Source organism: uncultured Nonlabens sp., assembly GCF_947495285.1.
GTDB lineage: Bacteria > Bacteroidota > Bacteroidia > Flavobacteriales > Flavobacteriaceae > Nonlabens.
In genome coordinates this window covers 91,227-112,422 of the sequence record NZ_CANLXZ010000008.1, presented here as the reverse complement: position 1 = coordinate 112,422, position 21,196 = coordinate 91,227, and the positions used below count along the sequence as shown (strand labels likewise).

Sequence of the window (21,196 nt, the reverse complement as noted above, 5' to 3'; positions counted from 1 at the left end):
CAGATTTAAACAATGCCAACACAAATAGTTACATGTTAAATCTTACGTATTTCTCTTACCGAGATTTTAATAGCGTTTTCGAATACCACTCAAACTAACAATGTTTTTCTTTTACTTTTATTTTTGATTTTGAAATTATAAAAACCAACATGCAAAGTGCTTCTAATGAAATGTTAAAACGACTTCGATAAAGCTAGATATTTATCTAAAACGAATATCAAAAACTAATTTAAACAATGCCATCACAAATAGTTACATGTTAAATCTTACGTATTTCTCTTACCGAGATTTTAATAGCGTTTTCGAATACCGCTCAAACTAACAATAATTTTCCTTTACTTTTATTTTTGATTTTGATTTTGATTTTGAAATGATAAAAACTAACATGCAAAGTACTTCTAATGAAATATTTAGACGACGTCGATCAAGCTAGATAATTGTCTAAAACGATTATCAAAAACTGATTTAAACAATGCCAGCACAAATAGTTACATGTTAAATCTTACGTATTTCTCGTACCGAGATTTTAATAACGTTTTCGACTATCGTTCAAACTAACAATGTTTTTCTTTTTACTATTACTTTTGATTTTTAAAATTATAAAAACCAACATAGCTGACGTCGATCAAGCTAGATAATTGTCTAAAACGAATATCAAAAACTAATTTAAACAATGCCAACACAAATAGTTGGCATGTTAAATCTTACGTATTTCTTTTACCGATATTTTAATAGCGTTTTCGAATACCGCTCAAACTGACAATGTTTTTCTTTTTACTTTTGTTTTTGTTTTTGATTTTGATTTTGATTTTGAAATTACAAAAACCAACATGCAAAGTGCTCCTAATGAAATGTTTAAACGACGTCGATCAAGCTAGATATTTGTCTAAAACGAATATCAAAAACTGATTTAAACAATGCCAACACAAATAGTTGGCATGTTAAATCTTACGTATTTCTTTTACCGAGATTTTAATAGTGTTTTCGAATACCGCTCAAACTAACAATGTTTTTCTTTTACTTTTATTTTTGATTTTGATTTTGAAATTATAAAAACCAACATGCAAAGTACTTCTATTGTAGTGTTTAGACGACGTCGATCAAGCTAGATATTTATCTAAAACGATTATCAAAAACTGATTTAAACAATGCCAACACAAATAGTTGGCATGTTAAATCTTACGTATTTCTTTTACCGATATTTTAATAGCGTTTTCGAATACCGCTCAAACTAACAATGTTTTTCTTTTTACTTTTGATTTTGATTTTGATTTTGATTTTGATTTTGATTTTGATTTTGATTTTGATTTTGATTTTGATTTTTAAAATTATAAAAACCAACATAGCTGACATCGATCAAGCTAGATATTTATCTAAAACGATTATCAAAAACTGATTTAAACAATGCCAGCACAAATAGTTGCATGTTAAATCTTACGTATTTCTCTTACCGAGATTTTAATAGCGTTTTCGAATACCGCTCAAACTGACAATAATTTTCCTTTACTTTTATTTTTAGCTTTATTTTTACTCGATGATAGAACCATTCGACCACGAGTATTTTATGAGAAAAGCGCTACAGGAGGCTGAGGCTGCTTTTGATCGTAATGAAATTCCTGTAGGCGCAGTTATAGTAGCGCAAAATAGAATCATAGCCAAAGGTCATAACCTCACAGAAACACTTACAGACGTGACTGCTCATGCAGAGATGCAAGCCATAACCGCGGCATCTAGCTTTATAGGTGGTAAATATTTAAAAGATTGTACGCTCTATGTAACCTTAGAACCTTGCCAGATGTGCGCCGGTGCTTTATACTGGTCACAAATAGGTACTGTAGTTTTTGCTGCTAGTGATGTGCAACGTGGCTACCTAGCTATGGGAACACAACTGCACCCTAAAACTAAAGTAATATCTGGAATTCTAGAAGAACCTTGTGCAAAATTAATGAAGGACTTCTTTATAAGACAGCGAGGATTAAATTAGAAAACTCCATTAAACACACAAAAAACGCCTTATTTCTAAGGCGTTTTTCAATAAAGTATATAAAAAACTACTGTTCTTGCTTCTTTCTATATTGTAAAAAGAGATATAGAGGGATTATGATAAAGCAAGCAATAACCGCTAGGATTAAAAATTGCATTATAAATAAACCTAAACTAAAATCATTAATCGTCTCTACCATTTTATAAATCAAATTTATCGTTTATAACCTAGACCTACTCTATTTTAAGAATCAAAACGCGCCTTCACACGGTCTGCGATATCCTGCATTTCTTCTTTACTTAAGCTCACTTTGTTACTAAAACGCATATCTTCCATATCACGTAATGGTATTAAATGCACATGTACATGTGGTACTTCTAGCCCGATTACAGACATGCCTATACGCTCGCAAGTAACCTCTTCTCTTAATGCAAGAGCTACTTCTCTAGAAAAATCCATAAGATCAAAGTAAGTCTCACTATCTAGATCAAAGATTTTATTCACTTCTTTTTTAGGAACACAAAGTGTATGACCTGGCGCATTAGGGTTGATGTCTAGAAAAGCGATAAAATCATCATTTTCTGCTACTTTATAGCTAGGTATTTCTCCAGTAATAATTTTTGTAAAAACACTCATAATTAGTCTCTTGTAATTTCCATGATTTCTAACTTAATCGTTCCTACTGGTACAACAGCCTCTGCCACCTCGCCTACTTCTTTACCTAATAATGCCTTACCTATAGGAGACTCTACAGATATGTGACCTTTAGTTACGTCTGCCTCACTTTGTGCGACTAGCTTGTAATTCATGGTCATTTTATTATTTAAGTTTTTAATTTTAACCGTACTATGAATTAAAACCTTAGAAAGATCTAGCGTGTCCTCATCGATTATACGTGCATTACTCACTATAGCATCTAATTGTGAGATGCGCATTTCGAGCATTCCTTGAGCTTCCTTTGCCGCGTCATACTCTGCATTTTCACTTAAATCTCCTTTATCACGAGCCTCTGCTATGGCTTGCGACGCTGCAGGACGCTCCACATCTTTGAGTTGCTTTAACTCGTCCTTTAATTTTTTTAATCCTTCTTCTGTATAATATGATACGTTACTCATGTCTTTTCAATTTTAAGTGTTGTTGTTTGTGTTCCGCTTTCGCGAAAGCGATATAACCACCAGCCTCACTGCTTACATCATGACTAGGTGTCTATAAATAACAAAATCCCATCATTGCTGCGGGATTATCAAACAAATATAATAAATATCAATCAGTTCGTTATACTTTTGAAGCCAATTGATTTCTTATGAACCTACGTCACCCTTATATACTCGCTTTATTGCTTACCGTTTTTGCTTGCACGAGCGATGACAGCCGCAATAACAACCCATTTCTAGTAGATCTAGGATTCCAGATGGACCTTAATACTAATTTACCTCAATATAGTAATCTTAATTTCCCTGGCAATTTTGTGATCATTCCTAACGTAGGTTTGCGCGGTGCGGTGGTTTATAATTTTAATAACTCGCAATATGTGGCTTATGAATTAAGCGATCCTAATCACTCGCCTAACAGTTGCTCAACACTCGAGATAAACGGTATAGAAGCATCCTGCCCATGCCCAGATGATATTAACAAATATGATATTCTAACCGGCCAGCCTATAGAAGGTGACGGACAGTATGGCCTAAAAGCCTATCGTGTAGAAAGAAATGGTGCGATTATTAGAATATCTAATTAATTAACACCATAAAAGTGATTTATAAAACAAGACCATTAAGAATAAATGTAAATATCTATTTATTCTTAATGGCGCTTGTTGATTTTATGTTTTAAAAAATAAGCGTCGCGCCTAATAGGAAATTAGTTCCTGCCTGAGGATAAAATCCTGCTCCTTCTACCGTTGAGATAGTTCCTGGATTTGTAAAATCGTCATCAAAGGTGAAGTAATAACCGTTAGAAACAAACTTCTCATTAAAGATGTTGTTCACTAAACCGGTAAACGTAATGCTCTGGAAAACAGATTTAGGCTCTATAGTATAAGTTACATTGATGTCGTTAGTAAAAAAGCTGTCTAACTTAGATAAGTCTGCCTCTGTATTACTCATGAATTGTTCTCCTACAAATTTACTTAATAAAGAAAACTGCAGGTTTTTCACTGGTTGATACACCAGGGCATTTGCTGCCACTACATTAGGAGAGAATGCTATATCTGTACTTACTAGGTTTTGTAAAGCTCCATCAAAATCGCGTATGGTCTCTACATTCTTGTTGATGCTTAAAGCAAGATTAGGCTGTATAGTAAATTGCTTAGTTACAGGAATAACGGCTTCCAGTTCTAGACCTAAACGGAAACTCTCTCCACTATTTGTTCTTAAAGGAGCACCTACATCATTAATTTCACCGCTTAACACTAATTGCTCATTGTACAGCATTAAATAGGAATTTGCATTAAAAGAAAAGTTTCCTTTTTTATGACGCCATCCTAATTCAAAATCATTTAATTCTTCTGGTCGTATGTCTGGATTACTTTCAAAGTCATTTCTATTAGGCTCTCTATTAGCACGAGCATAAGAAACATAGAAGTCGTTATCTTCATTAAATTTATATGTAAGTCCAGCTTTAGGATTAAAGAACGTAAAGTTTTTATCTACTAGAAACAATGATAGATCTGAGTTGATACCAGATGTCTTATAATTTACATTTCTTACTTGTAGATCTCCATACAACTGCACGCGATCGTTTACTTTATAAGTAGCTTTAGAGAATACAGAAAAATCGTTTTTTCTTCCGTTACCTTCATAATAGCGACTACCCAACGGTAATTCTGAGGCGTACTCAGCCCAAATCACCTCTCCAAAGTGATCTCCATCATAATGACTTAAAGACGTTCCGAAGATCAAATCAATGTCGTTTGCTTTATAGTTAGCACTAGCATTTAAAACATAATAGTCATTATCCAACCATCTACGTCTTATGTAATCCATACTTTCTATAGTCTCACCGTCAACATTTATAGGATCCAAGCCTAAAAAATCAAATCTAGAGTCACCAGAAAATAAAATGTTAGAATAATAATAATCATCTATATATTCTTCGAAATAACCACGCCCATAAGTATAATTCAAACCTATGTTTGTAGACCAGTTTCCATTTATACGTTCATTCCAGTGCAACTGGTAATGATCTTGTCGATAATTATCTACCTGATTATCATAAAAACCTGTTCTGTTACCATCATTATCAAACTGGATTCCACCTATGTTAAATTGTCTATTTTCATTCAGATTTGGGTTTTGACCTATGGCTGCAATAGTCCCAGGATCAAAACCGAACCACGATTGATAGGTCACATTATTACCACCGAAGGTAACCGCTTTAATTAAGGTATTATCATCTACATAAGAACCTTGTAAAAAGTAAGACTTAAGACTTGTAGAAGCGCGATCTATATAACCGTCTGACTCAATATTAGATAATCTACCAGCAATCTCAAAGTGGTCATTCATCAAACCTGTAGAAAACTTTACAGTATGTTTTCTACTATTAAAACTACCGAAACTATTAGAAATTTCTCCACTAGCCTCTTGAGAAAAACCGTCGGTAAGTATATTAATACTCGCACCGAATGCTCCACTACCATTTGTACTCGTACCTACACCACGTTGCACTTGTAAGTTTTCTACAGAAGATGCAAAATCTCCTAAATTCACCCAGAAAGTTCCTAACGACTCTGCATCAGAATATGGGATTCCATTTATAGTAACATTAGTAGATTGCGAGCTTACACCACGTATTCTTAAACCGGTATATCCTATTCCTGCACCAGCATCACTAGTTGTGACTACCGAAGGTAAAAAATTAAGCAACTGCGGGATGTCCTGCCCTAGATTGCGTTTGGCAATTTCTTCTTTAGAAAGGTTGCTGTGCGTAATAGGTGATTTTGCATTTACTCGTACTGCTTTTACTAGAACTTCGTCTAGTTTTTCAGCGTTTGTAGAGTCTTTGACTTGTGTGTTTTGCGCCATTGCAAGACTGGTTGTTGCCAGTGCAGCTGCAATTAAAACGCGGGATAAATGTTTCATAAGAACTTTTTTAAGTTCAAATAAAAGGGGCATTTATTCGGTTTAATTAAAATAAAATGTTTGAAGGATTCTCTTGATAAAGAAAGAAACTATGCACGCTTTCGCGAAAGCGAAATTATAACACACACATCAACTAACTTACATCTTTTCCCTTAGCGACATTACTCGCCCAGGTTCCTTGGGTATTATCTCAGCCTTATTTAAAAAGCACCCCTTGAGACAGGCGGCAAAAGTACGACTGAAATTGAAAAAGAAAATCAAAATCAAAAATAATTTTAAACCTAGTTCAAAAATTATTTTAATCTATTTTATTTCAACGACTTACTATGTATTAAAAAGCTTTTTGTTTTCTTGTTGTAAGAAATGTATCTAAATGTAGTTGCAGTAAAAACGGTAGACGAGTGTTTTAACTTCTTGTTATTATCTATATCATCGATGTAAGATTTCTTATCTATGTTTTTATGAATAGTAGTCACATCACTAGCCGGCATGATAGATCCATTAGCATGAAGACCTATTTCAAAAAATGAATCTGCCTTTTCTTTTACCGTATAAATAGGGTATGCGTCAGACACATCTGGCCCAAAACGCGGCAGGCTGTTTTGTAACATCATTCTGTTTTGCTGTTGTTGCATGATCCACATTTGGTTTTGCATCATCCAGTGATGGTGCCACCACCAGTTATAATTGTAACTATATAACTTCTTATTTACATAATCAACTCTCAGTTTTAACGCACCATCTCGTGCCTCATTAACTGTAACGGTAGGTTGGTTCTTACCTTTGGTAGCATTTTTAAGAAAGCTATTTGCGGCTGCTTTACTAGAAGCTGCACTTACCACATCACCACTCAATAGGTTAAGTTGCTTGTTACTTTTATCATCTAGATTGTGAATATCTAGAGTAGCAGCATCTTTTTTAAGATTCATCTGGAACAACTTATTATCTGAAACGTAAGAAGTACTTTTCTTCAACTTACCTTCTCCACTGTCATTACTTTTAAAGTTAGTCACCTTTAATTCTGTATTTGAAGAATCACTGGTGTCTATTTGCGCCACATTTGTAGTACCTTCTTTAGTATTTTCTTGTGTAATGGTAATCGTGCCTTGATCACTATAGATTCTAAAATCGTTTATAGAACCATTTTCTACAAAATCTTGACTACTTATTGCATCAAGATTATTTTTAGAAAGCGCTTTTAAAAAATCTTTATTAGCAGCCGTAGCTTCTATAGTGATATCTTTTACATCGCTAGCATTTTTAACAGCCACTATTTTAAGCGACTCTTTCTCTGAAAAGACCAGAAAATTTTGATCTTTTTCTCTAACCGTGGTTTTATAATTCTCACCATCTAGAGCCTCAGATTTTTTAACAGTGTGATCTTTAAGGTTTACATCTACCACCTGAAACTTTCTAGATTTACCTTCATTATAAGAAGTAACTACAGATAATTGATCTCCATTATTATGAAATGACAACACATTAGGCTGCTCTTTAAAAGTGATAGGATCCATTTTCACAACCTCTTCATTCTTAAATTGAAAAGGTAAGATATTGTAGTTTTTCTCTTTTTTATTTTTTGCTATTATAAAATGAAAGCTGTCCTCACCTTGAGTATTTCCAGAAAAAGTTCCTTGTACTTTATAGTTCTGGTCTATTTTAAAACCATTTGCCGTATTGCGATCTGGCTTTATAAAACTGGTTAAAATGACAAAAGCTAACAATAGTTGGATGGTTGTTTTCATTGGACAGTAGGTTTGGTTAGGCTAAATATATGAAGATTAATGATATGTAGAAATTATTCCTATTAATAATGATAAGTACTCTTACGAAAAGTAGATTTGTGATGTAATAGCCGTTAAAAATAATTAATCAAATGTCAAATCGTTATATTTGATTAGAAATCCAATTTTTAAACACCTGATTTAAAATGAATTATTTAATAAAACCGTTCTCAATTATTTGCGCGCTCATAATTCTTAGCAGCTGTGAAGAAGATGAAGTTGTAGAAAAATGTCAATTCACTGATCCCACTTATCAATTTACAACAGAGCAAGAGCAAAAAAGAATCTCATTTGAATATTTTGAAGGACAGATTATTAAATATCGTAGTAACGATAATGAAGTATTAAATTTTGAGGTTTACGAGGTGAGAAATTGTCCTAGAGGTTCTTATGAATCAGGATTTTTTGGAACTTCTTTAAAACACACTTATGACAGTCAAATTATAAGGCTACAAATTATCGAAAATGACACTGCCAAATACAGTTATAGAACTAAAGTTCAATATTTTCTAACTTCCCAAGGAAATAGATTTAGAAATGCTTTCAATTTTCCACTTTGGAATGTTAGAAATGCTGGCTATGCTAATCCAGAAGAACAAGACCCTGCAAACATTTTTATAACCAACAATGACGAAATCAATTCTATTGGTACAATGAACATTCTTAACCATACCTTTAACAAAGTAATAAAAATAGAATCTAACTCAACAGATGTTGTTTCAAGTAGAGAATTTGGCTTGTTGGATCAAAATGTTAATATCCTTTACTATGATCAAGACTTTGGAATAATTCGATTTGACGAAGTTGATGGAACTATTTGGCAAGTAAAATATCCTGAGTAACCATTTCAAATCTTAGATATTAAAAAAGGGGCAGAATTAATTCTGCCCCTTTTTGATATAATGTATTTTAATTTCTACGCTATAACCGCACCATTCACACTAGCATCATCTGGATTTACAAAAACTAGTTTTCCATCAGGATCTTCGGCTAGTAAAATCATTCCTTGAGATTCTACACCTCTTAGTTTTCTAGGTGCAAGGTTTACTAAAACCGTTACTTTGCGACCTACTAATTCTTCGGCAGTATAGTGTTGTGCGATTCCAGAAACGATGGTTCTTTTATCTATTCCCGTATCTACTGTCATGACCATAAGCTTGTCTGCTTTAGGCATTTTTTCTGCAGTAAGAATCTCTCCTACTCGCAGGTCCATTTTCATGAAATCGTCGTAATTAGTTTCGTCTTTTTGTGGCATGAGAGTTAATTTTTCTGCAGCATTTGCAGTTTTTGTAGCTTCTAATTTATCTAGTTGTGCTTGTATCTGCTCGTCTTCTATTTTAGAAAAAAGCAATTCTGATTTGTTGATTTCATGTCCTGATGGTAGCGTAATTAATTCATTCCATGAATTAAGAGCCGCAGGCTGCGCATCGCATGCGCTTTTATAATCAAGAATATTTTTTAATTTCTCAGATGTATGTGGTAAAAACGGCTCGCTTAATACAGCAAGCGCCGTCGTTATTTGTATACATACATACATGATGTTCTTTACCTGTTCTGGATCTGTCTTTGCTAGTTTCCATGGCTCAAGACCTTCTTCGGCAATGTACTTATTACCTATACTGGATAAGTTCATCAATTCCTGTAACGCCTCTCTAAAACGGTAACGATCTAGACTATCACCTATAGATTTAGGGAATGTCTTAATCTGATCTAGAACTTTTTGATCACGCTCTGTAAGATTTGACGTTTCTGGGACTATACCGTCGTAATACTTATTAGTAAGTACAATAACACGGTTTACAAAGTTTCCTAAGTTAGCTACCAGTTCATTATTATTTCTCGCTTGAAAATCTTTCCAAGTAAAATTATTATCCTTTGTTTCAGGAGCATTGGCCGTTAACACATAACGCAATACATCTTGTTGCCCAGGGAAATCTGCTAGGTATTCATGCAACCATACTGCCCAGTTTCTAGAAGTAGATATTTTATCGTCTTCTAGATTTAGAAATTCGTTTGCAGGTACATTTTCTGGCAATATAAAATCACCATGAGCTTTTAACATCGCAGGAAAAATAATACAGTGAAAAACAATGTTATCCTTACCTATAAAATGAAGTAGAGAAGTATCCTCATTTTTCCAATAATCTTCCCAATTTTTACCTTCTCTAGCCGCCCAATCTTTAGTTGCAGAGATATATCCTATCGGTGCGTCGAACCATACATAAAGCACCTTTCCATCTGCTCCATTTACTGGAACTGGGATACCCCAATCCAGATCACGAGTCACTGCACGTGGGTGCAGCCCGTCTGTAATCCAGCTTTTAACCTGACCTAGTACGTTTGCTTTCCAGTCCTTAGAATGTCCCTCTACGATCCACTCATTTAACCAGTCGCTGTACTCATCTAGTGGTAAAAACCAGTGTTTAGTCTCTTTTAATTCTGGTGTATTTCCTGTTATGGCACTTTTAGGATCTATTAAATCTGTACCGTTATGAGAAGTACCACATTTCTCACATTGATCTCCATAAGATTCTGTATTACCACATTTAGGACAGGTACCTACTACAAAACGATCTGCCAAAAACTGGTCTGCTTCTGGATCGTATAACTGTTCTGTTACTTGTTCAATAAATTTACCATCATTATATAATTTGGTAAAAAATGCGCTAGCCGTTTCATGATGAACTGGCGCACTGGTACGGCTATAATTATCAAAAGAAATACCGAATTCCTTAAAAGAATCTCCTATGATCTTGTGATAACGATTTACCAATTCTTGAGGTGTAATCCCTTCTTTCTTTGCCTTGATGGTAATAGGCACACCATGCTCATCACTACCACAAATAAATGCGACGTCGCTACCCTTCATACGTTGGTAACGTGCATAAATATCTGCCGGGACATATACACCAGCTAGGTGACCTATGTGTACTGGTCCATTAGTATAAGGCAATGCTGCCGTAATCGTAAAACGTTTTTGATCGCTCATGAAATTCTTTTGAAAGCTGCAAATTTACGACATTGATACCTCTTTAAAGAGGCTTTTAGTATTCTATAAATGGGAGTTTATCTCGCTTTCGCGAAAGCGGAATTCCAACAAACCGCAAACATATTTAATCGATTGCCGTATTTTTAAACCAAATCTCTTGAAAAATTGAACTACCACTCTATTCCCCAACTTAAAGAAGGCGACCACATAAGGATTTTATGCACCGCTAGAAGTGCCGAAAAAAGCCAACTAACACCTGCAAAAGACCTATTAGAATCATGGGGACTTAGGGTAAGTTATGGAAATACGATAGGAAAAACAGAACACCAATTAGGCGGTACAAAAGAAGAGCGCCTAACCGATTTACAAAAAAGCATAAACAATACCGATGTAGATGCCGTATGGATAGCACGTGGTGGTTATGGAACGGTACAGTTAATAGATGCGATTGACTTCTCTGACTTTACTAAAGTAAAATCTACCATCATCATAGGCTACTCTGACGTAACATTGCTTCATGGTAAATTACAGTCTCAAGGTTATGCTAGTTTACATAGTTTCATGCCGCTAGAACTATCTAAAAAACCAGTTTCTAGTATAGAAAGCTTAAGGAAAGCTCTCTTCGGCCAAAGCCAAACTATAACCATCAAAAATTCATTTCACTTATCTAGTCAGGTGATAAAAGCCCCTGTCACCGGTGGAAATCTTTCCATTTTATACAGTATGTTAGGCAGTGACACCTTTCCAAAAACGGACGGTCATATTTTATTTATCGAGGATATAGATGAATACCTTTACCATATAGAACGTATGATGTACTCCTTAAAAAGAGCGGGCAAACTTAAAAACATAAAAGCATTACTAGTAGGCGGCATGACAGATATGAATGATCATGAAATCCCTTTTGGCAAAAATGCCCAAGAGATTATTCTATCCCTTACAGAGAGTTATGAATTTCCAGTTATTTTTAATTTTCCTGCGGGACATATTAAAGATAATCGCTCTTTAATTTTAGGCAGAGAAATAACTATAAGTATAACACCAGAGTCTATTAACTTTAATCAATAATCATGGCAGAGCATAATGAATTAGGTAATGAAGGTGAAGAACTTGCTGCCACACATTTAATTAAAAACGGATATGATATTCTGGTAAGAAACTACACCTATTTAAAGGGTGAGATCGATATTATAGCTCGCAAAAAAGATGTAATAGTTGTGGTAGAGGTTAAGACGAGGTCTACTCCTGACTTTGGCGATCCACAAGATTTTTTAAAACCTGGACAAATTCAAAGACTGGTCGCTACGGCAAATCATTTTGTGGAAAACCTTGTAGATGAGGATGTAGAGGTACGTTTTGATATAGTCGCCATTATTAAAAATAAAGCCGGCACAAAACTGGAGCATATAGAAGATGCTTTTTATCATTTTTAAGCAAAAAAAGCACCTCTATTGAGGCGCTTTTTTTAAATATCATAATACCGGAGTATCGATATATTACTATTTTTATGACGCTTTACCGCTGTCCTAGATTTCTTTTACTATATAAACAAATACCGGAAAGTGATCACTGAAGCCGCCTGTAAATGCACCGTCAGAAAAACTACGCATAGGGTATCCTTTATACCTACCTGTTTTATTAGTCATAAAAATTGGGTTATAGATATTAGCCTGGTAATAACGGTAACCACTTTGATTTGCTTCATTAAGCAATGGATAAGTAAACATAATCTGGTCAAAAATATTTCCAGAATCACGATATGCTAGGGTGTTAAAACCATCTTTTAACATCTGTATATATGGATTATATATCATTTGTGGTTTTACGTCTTCTCTATCTTTTTGTGCATTAAGAGTAACTAACACGCTCTTATTAGTAGGATCGTCGTTTAAATCTCCCATTACAAAAACCTTAGACATCGCGTCTATACTATGTAAAGAGTCTATTGCTTTTTGATTTAAAGCTGCTGCTGCCACACGAGACGCACGACTTTTTTGCTCTCCTCCACTACGTGATGGCCAGTGATTAACGATAATACTCATTTTATCACCATCTAACTCTCCTGTAACGACTAACTGGTCACGTGTATACCTGCGTTTTCCAGAATTTTTATCATAAATAACTAGCTCATTGCTCTGACTATTTAACACTCTAAAATCACTCTTTTTATAAAGCAATCCTGTATCAATACCACGACGGTCTGGAGAGTCGTAATGCTCAATTCCATAATCAAATTCTATAAGCAATGGATGATTTACTAAGTCTTCTAAAACTTTTCTATTTTCTACCTCACAAACACCTAATATAGATGGAGCAGATTGTGATTTTTCAGCACCTATCTTACGAATTACACGCGCCATAGAAGTAAGCTTTTTCTTGTAGACCTCTGCTCTTACACCTTCGGCCATTTCCATGATCGGACTAGCCTCATCATTAATCGTTATGTCATCTTCTGTGTCAAATAAATTCTCTAAGTTATAGAACGCAACCGTTCTCACTTTATATTTTTTTGCTTTTACAGTGTTTTGTGCTGTTACAGCTTCTGCAAAAGCAAAAACACACAAAGCACTCAATATTAGTTTTTTAAACATTTTATTAAAGATATGTTAAGATATGTTAAGTTATGTTATTGTAAACTTCATTACAAACTATGAGCCAAAGGTACGCAACTGATTATAAAATTGTAATTTTGCCCGCATTTCATAACGTATAATTAATATTAATAAATGACAAATCAACATTTTAAGAAGTTTTTCCTGGGTGTTTTTATGCTCGTATCTAGCCTAGGTATAGCACAAGAGCTGTTAAAAGGTCGTGTGATAAGTGACACTACTGAAGAACCTATTCCTGGTGTGATTATTTCTGTACAAGGAACAAATTTCAAAGCTGCAACTGATGCAAATGGATATTTTACGGTAAAAGGGGCTATTCCTGTAGGAGATCAAAAAATAGTTGTAAGTATAAATAATTACTACCCTAAGACTATCCCAATAGTGATAGACCTGGCCAGTGTAGTGGATATAGACCCACTTTATTTAGAAAGAGACAACTCTGACATTACCCAATCTCAAGGTATTATTTCTTTAACAGAAAATGATCTTGCAGATGATGAGAATGCAGCAAACAATGTTTCTGGATTGCTTCAAGCTTCAAGAGATCAATTTTTAAGAGCAGCTGCTTTTGATTTCAGCGCTACATTCTTTAGACCTAGAGGTTTAAATAGTGAAGATGGTAAGGTACTTATAAACGGTATCGAGATGAATAAACAATTTTCTGGTAGACCACAATGGAGTAACTGGGGTGGAGTTAATGATTTACAACGTAATCAAACGTTTACAATGGGATTAACTGCTGCAGACCAAAGTTTTGGAGGGTATGCAGGTGTACAGAATATAGATATGAGAGCTTCTCAACAAAGAGCTGGTAGTCAGATATCTTATGCGAGTTCTAACAGAAGTTATAGAGGTCGTTTTATGGTCTCTCATCGTTCTGGTCTTCTTAATAACGGCTGGTCATATGCTATTACCGCTTCAAGAAGAGCTGGTGAAGAAGGTTTTACGGACGGTACTTTATATGACGCAAACTCTTTAGGTCTCTCTGTAGAAAAAAAGATCAATGATGCACACTCTATCAACTTTACGGGATTATATACACCTAATAGAAGCGGACGCCGTACTGCTGTCACTCAAGAAATAAGAGATTTAAAAGGAATCAAGTACAACCCATTCTGGGGCTTACAAAACAATGTACAACGCAACAGTAGAATAAGAAAGATAGAAGAACCTATTTTTATGCTGAATCACTACTGGACGATCAATGATAAAGTGAAATTAAACACTAACCTAGGGTATCAACTAGGTAAAATAGGAAACACTCGTATTGATAACGGTGGTACTAGACTCGTAGAAACTGATGGTCAAAGCTCTTACATAGGTGGAGCTAGAAACCCAAATCCTGATTATTATCAAAACTTACCTAGTTTTTTCTTAAGAAATGGACAAGACGCTATCGATTTTCAATATGCATATGAAGCACAACAAGCTTTTATAAATGACGGACAGTTAAACTGGGATGCGCTTTATGAAGGTAACCGTATCGTAAGAGAAAACGGTGGTAATTCAATTTATGCTATTCAAGAAGACCGTATCGATGATAAACAATTATCTGTAAATACTATTTTAACAGCAGATATTACTGACAACATCCTTTTTAACGGTGGTGTTAGATATAGAGGATTAAACAGTCAAAACTATGCTCAAATTAATGACCTTTTAGGAGGTACAGGTTTCTTAGATGTAGACTTCTTTGCAGAAGAAACAAATGATATTAATTTAGATCAAGCTGCACAATCTAATGTACGTACTCCTAATAGAATAGTACGAGAAGGTGATCGCTATAAATACAACTACGATATCAACGCAGAAGTTGTTGCCGCATTTGCTCAAACACAATTCAAGACTAAAAACGTAGACTTCTTTGTAGCTGGTAATGTTTCTAGAACTACGTACCAAAGAGATGGGAAATTTGAAAATGGTAACTACCTAGGAAATCTTTCTTTTGGTGAAAGTGAAGAATTAGACTTTACAGATTATGGCTTTAAAGGTGGTGTAACTTATAAAATTTCTGGACAGAAATTTATTACTGCAAATGCAGCATATATAACCCAGGCGCCGACTATCAGAAACTCTTTCAGTAATGCAAGACAAAATAATGAAACTGTAGTAGGGTTAGAATCTCAAAGATCTTACAGTGGTGATATTAGTTATGTATACACTACTCCTGTGGTAAAAGCGAGACTAACTGGTTATTACACACAGTTTACTAATGGAACTGACTTAGGTTTCTATTTTACAGAAGATATTACAGGACTTCCACTTGATGATGGCAGTGCATTTGTACAAGAAGTATTAACTAACGTAGAGAGACGTAATGCTGGTATGGAATTAGGTCTAGAAGTACAAGTAACACCAACTATTAAACTTAAAGGTGCAGCTGCGGTAGGGCAAAACGTTTACACTAATAACCCAAATCTATATCTTACAAGTGACGATTTTGATGGTCAACTTACATTTGGTGACGGTACAACTAGTTTAAAAGATTACCACGTTGCTGGTGGACCAGAAACTGCTTTACAAGTAGGTTTTGAATACAGAGATCCAGACTATTGGAACGTAGGTGTAACAGCTAACTATTTTGCAAACGGTTATTCTGACATTAGTAACTTAAGAAGATCTGCTAATTTTAGATTAGATTACGACGGACAAGAATTTAATGATTTTGATAGCGCTGTTGCAAATGATTTATTAAAACAAGAACAATTTGATAACTACATGTTATGGAATGTAATAGGTGGTAAATCATGGAGAATTGATGGTAAGTATGTAGGCTTCTTTGCTACTATCAACAACGTATTTAATCAGGAATACAAAACTGGCGGTTTTGAACAATCTCGTAATTCTAACTTTAGATCAGTACAAGAAGATCAAAACAACCCTCAAGAAGTATTTGCACCACGTTACTTCTTTGGTAACGGAACAACCTATTACCTAAACGTATATTTAAGATTTTAATAAGCAATGATGAATTTATTTAATAATAAGAATATGAGAAATTTCAATAAACTTTTTGCAATTGCTGTGCTATCGGTAATTACATTTTCTTGTGTTGAGGATGACGACTTCAGTATTCCAGAAACTACCCCACAAGATGTACAAATAGAAGGAAGTATTATCACTCTTAATGCTCTTTATAGCAGGATGGTACAGGATGATTACATCACAACTTTTGATTCTGCCTCTGACGCTTATACAGTAGGATATGTAGTATCTAGTGATGAAGGTGGCAACTTCTTTGAAGAATTACTAGTACAGGATAGTCCTGAAAACCCAACTAGAGGCGCTCGTATAAGTATAGACGCAAGTCCTTTATTCACTAAATATAATGTAGGTAGAAAAGTGTTTATTAAACTTGCTGGCCTCTCTGTTACTACAAACACAGAACCTGAATTTGATAACTTTGGCAACATACAAAACAGCAGTCTTTTAGGGATGACCATAGGTAAAGGATCTACAGTAGGTAGAGCAGAACAGATAGGTGGTTTTCAAGAAGAAAACGTCCTTGTTCGCGATGCTGAAGTTGCTACCATAGTTTACAATGAACTAGAGTTTACAGACCTAACTGCAGCAAATATCTATACTGCTGTAAAATTTAACGATGTACAATTCGACCGTAGACAATTAGATTTAACTTTTGCAGGAGAAGTTTCTGACACTTTTGACGGTGATAGAACTCTAGTAAGCTGTTCTTCTAATGCAACTGGTTTGTTCCAGACTTCTACCTTTGCAGATTTTAAATCGCTTAATATTCCTGATGGTCGTGGTTTCATAAATGCAGTAGTTGCAACAGATTTCTTTGGTGAGAACTATACACTATCTGTAAACACTCCAGATAACATTGTATTGACTGATTCTAATAGATGTGACCCTAGTTTCTTAGAATGTACCACACCAGGTACAGGTGGATCTACTGTTATCTTTGACGTTGACTTTGATACTACTGTAACTAATCAAAGCGATCTAGATGCGCAAGGCTTTGTTAATGAAAATGTTTCAGGTGGTTCTGAGCGTTATGAATTTGGAAGCTTCAGCAACAACAGTTATTTAAGTGTAAACGCATTCGGACAGTCAGATGACCCAATGATTGCATGGTTAGTACTTCCAGGAATGGATTTAAACACTACAACAGACGAAGCTTTAGAATTTGCTGTACAATCTAACTTTGATCAAGGCGGCTTGTTAGAAGTATTCATAAGCAACAACTTTACTGGTGATGTGAACACAACTACATGGACACAATTAGATGCTGCCATCCCAGTTGGTCCCGCAAATGGATTTGCATCCAGCTTTTCTAATGTACCTGCCATCAACATATCCTGTGTAGACGGAACAGATGTACGTATTGCATTCAAATACACCGCATCAGACCCACAAGGAACTACTACACGTTACCACATCGATAATATATCAGTTACTGGTAACTAAATTATAAATTAAACGATAAGAGTTCTATTTATGTAGCTTTCGCGAAAGCGCAATTTTAAAAAGCCCCTAGCATCAATTGATTCTAGGGGCTTTTTCATGCAGTTAATTTAAAGCTTTATAGCATACATAAGTACCATCTACTTAATATAGTTATTAAAACAACACTAAGTTGATTGAGAAAGCTTGTTTAAGGTTCAAAAGAGCAAGGGAAACAACTACTGGAAGTAAACTTATTAGGTTTATACAACAGACAATCATACCAGCATTATTTATAAAACAACATCAAGTTGATAGGACATCATCGCTTACATATTTACTTTACATAAATTAGAACAGCCTTCTTCTTACACTTATAATACTTAAAAAGATGAGTCGCACATAAACCTCTATCAACTTTCATTAAAACAACAATGTTTTTGGAATAATACAGTCTCCTTACAATAATAAAAGAAGGGTATTGAGATTTAGTTACCGCATTAAAATAGAGGTAGAAATAGGTTTAAACAAGATCTAGTCTTTAAGGGAACTATGAGTTTAAAGCACAAAAAAAGCCACTCTTTTCAGAGTGGCTTTCTATTATCATTAAATGTTAGTGATAACTTATTTTACTAAGTTAATCTCTACACGTCTGTTTTGAGTTCTACCAGCTTTAGTACTATTGCTAGCTACAGGCTTAGCCTCTCCATATCCTTTAGAGCTTAAACGGAATTCATCAATTCCATTCTTTACTAAGTAATCTTTTACAGAAAGTGCACGATCATCAGAAAGTCTTTCGTTGTATTTAGCACTACCTGAACTATCAGTATGACCTTCAATTGTAAACTTAGCTTGTGGATATTTTTTTAAGATCGCAGTAATATCAGCTAACGTTGATGCAGACTGTGCCTTTATAGAAGCTTTGGCTGTATCAAATAAGATTGTTTTAGCATACTCATTTAACTGTGCTTGTACTTCTTTAGTAGGTACAACTGGTCTAGGACAACCATTTAATTCTGCAATACCCTTCACATCTGGACATTTATCCATAGCATCTTCAACACCATCATTATCTCTATCTTTAATAGGACAACCTTGTCTTGCAACAGGACCAGCTTCATTAGGACACTTATCATCAGCATCAGCAACACCATCACCATCTGCATCTGGACAACCCATAAGAGCTACAACACCAGGAGTATCAGGACATTTATCATCTTTATCAAGAACCTTGTCACCATCTCTATCTGGGCAACCGTTAGTTTCAGCAGGACCGAAATCGTTAGGACAGCCATCTTTAGAATCTTCAATACCGTCATTATCAGAATCTGGACAACCCATAAATTTTTCTAATCCAGCTACTGTAGGACATGCATCTTTAGAATCAACAATACCATCACCATCAGTATCTACTGCGCCCCAAGTAAACTTAACACCAGCTACATGTTGCCAGTGCTTAGGAAAATTATCTTCAAAGGCATGCTTGTAAGAAGTTTGAACATTTGCATAAACGTTATCGATTATCTTCACGTCAAAACCAAAAGCACCATTAAAAGTACCAAAACCTTGATCATCTAACCACTGGTAAGAACCACCAACACCTAAATAAGGGTTAAAAACTTCACCACCGTTCCATAATTCTGCAAGATTATATCTCAATCCTCCATCTAAAGAATAGTAAGAAAGGTTATCAATGGAGCTATCTCCAACAGTATCTATTGAATTCACAGAAAACGCACCAGTTGCAACGATGCCATCACCTACGTAGTATCCTACTTCCACACGGCTAGGTGCAGTAAGTAAGTTGTAGTGGTCTAGATTAAAGAATTCATCAAAGTAATCACCTAATCCAGCATCTTTTTCTCCTACAGGATAAAGGTCGATTGCATTAATTCCTACTGCGATACTCCAGCGATTGCTTTCATCTTGCGCGTAACTCATGCTGGCAGAAAGTAAAATTGCACCAGCAACTAATAATTTGTAAATATTTTTCATGTTGGGGTTTTTATTAATCAACAATGCAAAATTAAACCGTTCCATCTCTTTAACAAGACATAAACTAATAAATTTGTCTAAAAATGCAGTTTTTGTTGCTTTTAACTTATTAATTTTAGATAACACCTAGCTTTTTTCCTACTTTTTCAAATGCTGAGATAGCCTTTTCTATGTGAATTTGCTCATGTGCAGCACTTAACTGTACTCTAATTCTTGCTTTTTCTTTAGGAACCACTGGATAAAAGAACCCTATTACATAGATACCTTCTTCTAAAAGCATATCTGCCATTTGTTGAGACAACTTTGCATCGTATAACATTACTGGTACTATGGCACTATCACCATCCACGATGTCAAATCCTAAGTCTTGCATTCCTTTTTTGAAAAACGCCGTGTTGGATTGCACTTTATCGATAAGCTCTGTACTTCTATCTATTAATTCTAGTGCTTTTAATGATGCCCCTACTATAGAAGGCGCAAGAGAATTACTAAAAAGATACGGTCTAGAACGCTGTCTTAATATTTCAATCACCTCTTTATTTGCACAAGTATAACCGCCCATAGCTCCACCTAATGCTTTTCCTAGAGTTCCAGTAATAATATCTACTCTACCTAAAACACCTTTTGCTTCTAGAGTACCACGACCAGTATCTCCTAAGAAACCTGCGGCGTGACACTCATCCACCATAACTAGAGCATCATACTTATCTGCTAGATCACAAATCTCGTCTAGAGGTGCTAATAAACCATCCATAGAGAATACACCATCTGTAACAATTAGTTTAAACCTAGCACCATCTACAGTTGCTTGTTGCAGTTGTTTTTCTAGGTCTGCCATGTTACCTGTAGCATAACGATACCGACCAGCCTTACATAAACGCACACCATCTATAATGGACGCATGATTTAAAGAATCTGAAATAATGGCATCTTCCTTAGTAAGTAATGGTTCAAAAACACCACCATTAGCATCAAAACAAGCAGCATATAAAATAGTATCCTCGCAACCGTAAAAGTCAGCAAGTTTTTGTTCTAACTCTTTATGAATGTCTTGAGTCCCACAAATAAACCTGACAGAACTCATACCAAAGCCATGGGAATCCAAAGTATCTTTTGCAGCCTGTATCACTTCTGGATGGGAAGAAAGTCCTAAGTAATTATTAGCGCAAAAATTAATCACCTCATCTCCATCATTTAATGTAATAACAGCGTCTTGTGGTGATGTAATTATTCTTTCTTTTTTATATAGTCCAGCTTCCTTAATTTGAGCCAGCTCTTCCTGTAGGTGTTCCTTAATTGATCCGTACATATTGATTTATTTGTTTTTAAGTTTTACAAAGGTAATA

The 21,196-nt window shown here is 35.0% G+C and carries 15 protein-coding genes and 1 riboswitch; of the genes, 7 read left to right on the top strand and 8 right to left on the bottom strand.

The genetic code is table 11. The features are described 5' to 3' along the window. The first annotated feature begins 1,534 nt into the window (after positions 1-1,534). Positions 1,535-1,984 (top strand): nucleoside deaminase, encoded by a 450-nt coding sequence (locus Q0838_RS05035; RefSeq protein ID WP_298952019.1) that lies wholly within the window; start codon positions 1,535-1,537, stop codon positions 1,982-1,984. Positions 1,985-2,227: 243 nt separating this feature from the next. Here the strand turns inward: Q0838_RS05035 and Q0838_RS05030 are convergent, their stop codons facing one another. Together Q0838_RS05030 and greA are read right to left on the bottom strand one after the other, a co-directional pair. Next, complete coding sequence (locus tag Q0838_RS05030; protein ID WP_298952034.1) at positions 2,228-2,623, bottom strand: HIT family protein; 396 nt, start codon at positions 2,621-2,623, stop codon at positions 2,228-2,230. Then, positions 2,623-3,099, bottom strand: a complete 477-nt coding sequence (gene greA, locus Q0838_RS05025) for a transcription elongation factor GreA (protein WP_104513946.1) — start codon at positions 3,097-3,099, stop codon at positions 2,623-2,625. The genes Q0838_RS05030 and greA overlap by 1 nt, the downstream gene beginning before the upstream one ends. A gap of 188 nt (positions 3,100-3,287) precedes the next feature. On the opposite strand from greA, the gene Q0838_RS05020 reads away from it, so the two are divergent. Further along, the gene (locus tag Q0838_RS05020; protein ID WP_298952013.1) at positions 3,288-3,722 is read left to right on the top strand and encodes a hypothetical protein; all 435 of its coding nucleotides are present in this window, start codon (positions 3,288-3,290) and stop codon (positions 3,720-3,722) included. A gap of 91 nt (positions 3,723-3,813) precedes the next feature. Here Q0838_RS05020 and Q0838_RS05015 read toward each other — a convergent pair whose 3' ends face one another. Continuing rightward, positions 3,814-6,066 (bottom strand): TonB-dependent receptor, encoded by a 2,253-nt coding sequence (locus tag Q0838_RS05015; protein ID WP_298952012.1) that lies wholly within the window; start codon positions 6,064-6,066, stop codon positions 3,814-3,816. A 131-nt stretch (positions 6,067-6,197) separates the two neighbouring features. Next, a riboswitch (TPP riboswitch) is annotated at positions 6,198-6,291 on the bottom strand. A gap of 83 nt (positions 6,292-6,374) precedes the next feature. Beyond that, entirely contained in the window at positions 6,375-7,811 is a 1,437-nt protein-coding gene (locus tag Q0838_RS05010; protein WP_298952010.1) for a hypothetical protein, read from the bottom strand. A gap of 185 nt (positions 7,812-7,996) precedes the next feature. On the opposite strand from Q0838_RS05010, the gene Q0838_RS05005 reads away from it, so the two are divergent. Next, positions 7,997-8,692 (top strand): hypothetical protein, encoded by a 696-nt coding sequence (locus tag Q0838_RS05005; RefSeq protein WP_104513950.1) that lies wholly within the window; start codon positions 7,997-7,999, stop codon positions 8,690-8,692. Positions 8,693-8,766: 74 nt separating this feature from the next. On the opposite strand, the gene metG is transcribed toward Q0838_RS05005, so the two are convergent. After that, complete coding sequence (gene metG, locus Q0838_RS05000) at positions 8,767-10,839, bottom strand: methionine--tRNA ligase (protein WP_298952007.1); 2,073 nt, start codon at positions 10,837-10,839, stop codon at positions 8,767-8,769. 165 nt (positions 10,840-11,004) lie between these two features. On the opposite strand from metG, the gene Q0838_RS04995 reads away from it, so the two are divergent. Both Q0838_RS04995 and Q0838_RS04990 read left to right on the top strand, forming a co-directional pair. Further along, positions 11,005-11,907, top strand: a complete 903-nt coding sequence (locus tag Q0838_RS04995) for an LD-carboxypeptidase (protein ID WP_298952005.1) — start codon at positions 11,005-11,007, stop codon at positions 11,905-11,907. A 2-nt stretch (positions 11,908-11,909) separates the two neighbouring features. Beyond that, on the top strand, positions 11,910-12,272 hold the full coding sequence (locus Q0838_RS04990; RefSeq protein WP_104513953.1) for a YraN family protein: 363 nt from the start codon (positions 11,910-11,912) through the stop codon (positions 12,270-12,272). Between the two features lie 93 nt (positions 12,273-12,365). Here the strand turns inward: Q0838_RS04990 and Q0838_RS04985 are convergent, their stop codons facing one another. Further along, positions 12,366-13,430, bottom strand: coding sequence for an endonuclease/exonuclease/phosphatase family protein (locus tag Q0838_RS04985; RefSeq protein WP_298952003.1), 1,065 nt, complete (start codon positions 13,428-13,430; stop codon positions 12,366-12,368). A gap of 135 nt (positions 13,431-13,565) precedes the next feature. On the opposite strand from Q0838_RS04985, the gene Q0838_RS04980 reads away from it, so the two are divergent. Both Q0838_RS04980 and Q0838_RS04975 read left to right on the top strand, forming a co-directional pair. After that, the gene (locus Q0838_RS04980; protein WP_298952002.1) at positions 13,566-16,409 is read left to right on the top strand and encodes a TonB-dependent receptor; all 2,844 of its coding nucleotides are present in this window, start codon (positions 13,566-13,568) and stop codon (positions 16,407-16,409) included. A 33-nt stretch (positions 16,410-16,442) separates the two neighbouring features. After that, on the top strand, positions 16,443-17,879 hold the full coding sequence (locus Q0838_RS04975; protein ID WP_298952001.1) for a DUF5689 domain-containing protein: 1,437 nt from the start codon (positions 16,443-16,445) through the stop codon (positions 17,877-17,879). Positions 17,880-18,479: 600 nt separating this feature from the next. Here Q0838_RS04975 and Q0838_RS04970 read toward each other — a convergent pair. Beyond that, a complete protein-coding gene (locus Q0838_RS04970; RefSeq protein WP_298952000.1) occupies positions 18,480-19,850 on the bottom strand; it encodes an OmpA family protein in 1,371 nt (456 codons plus the stop codon). A gap of 115 nt (positions 19,851-19,965) precedes the next feature. After that, the gene (gene kbl / locus Q0838_RS04965; protein WP_298951999.1) at positions 19,966-21,159 is read right to left on the bottom strand and encodes a glycine C-acetyltransferase; all 1,194 of its coding nucleotides are present in this window, start codon (positions 21,157-21,159) and stop codon (positions 19,966-19,968) included. Between the last annotated feature and the right edge of the window lie 37 nt (positions 21,160-21,196).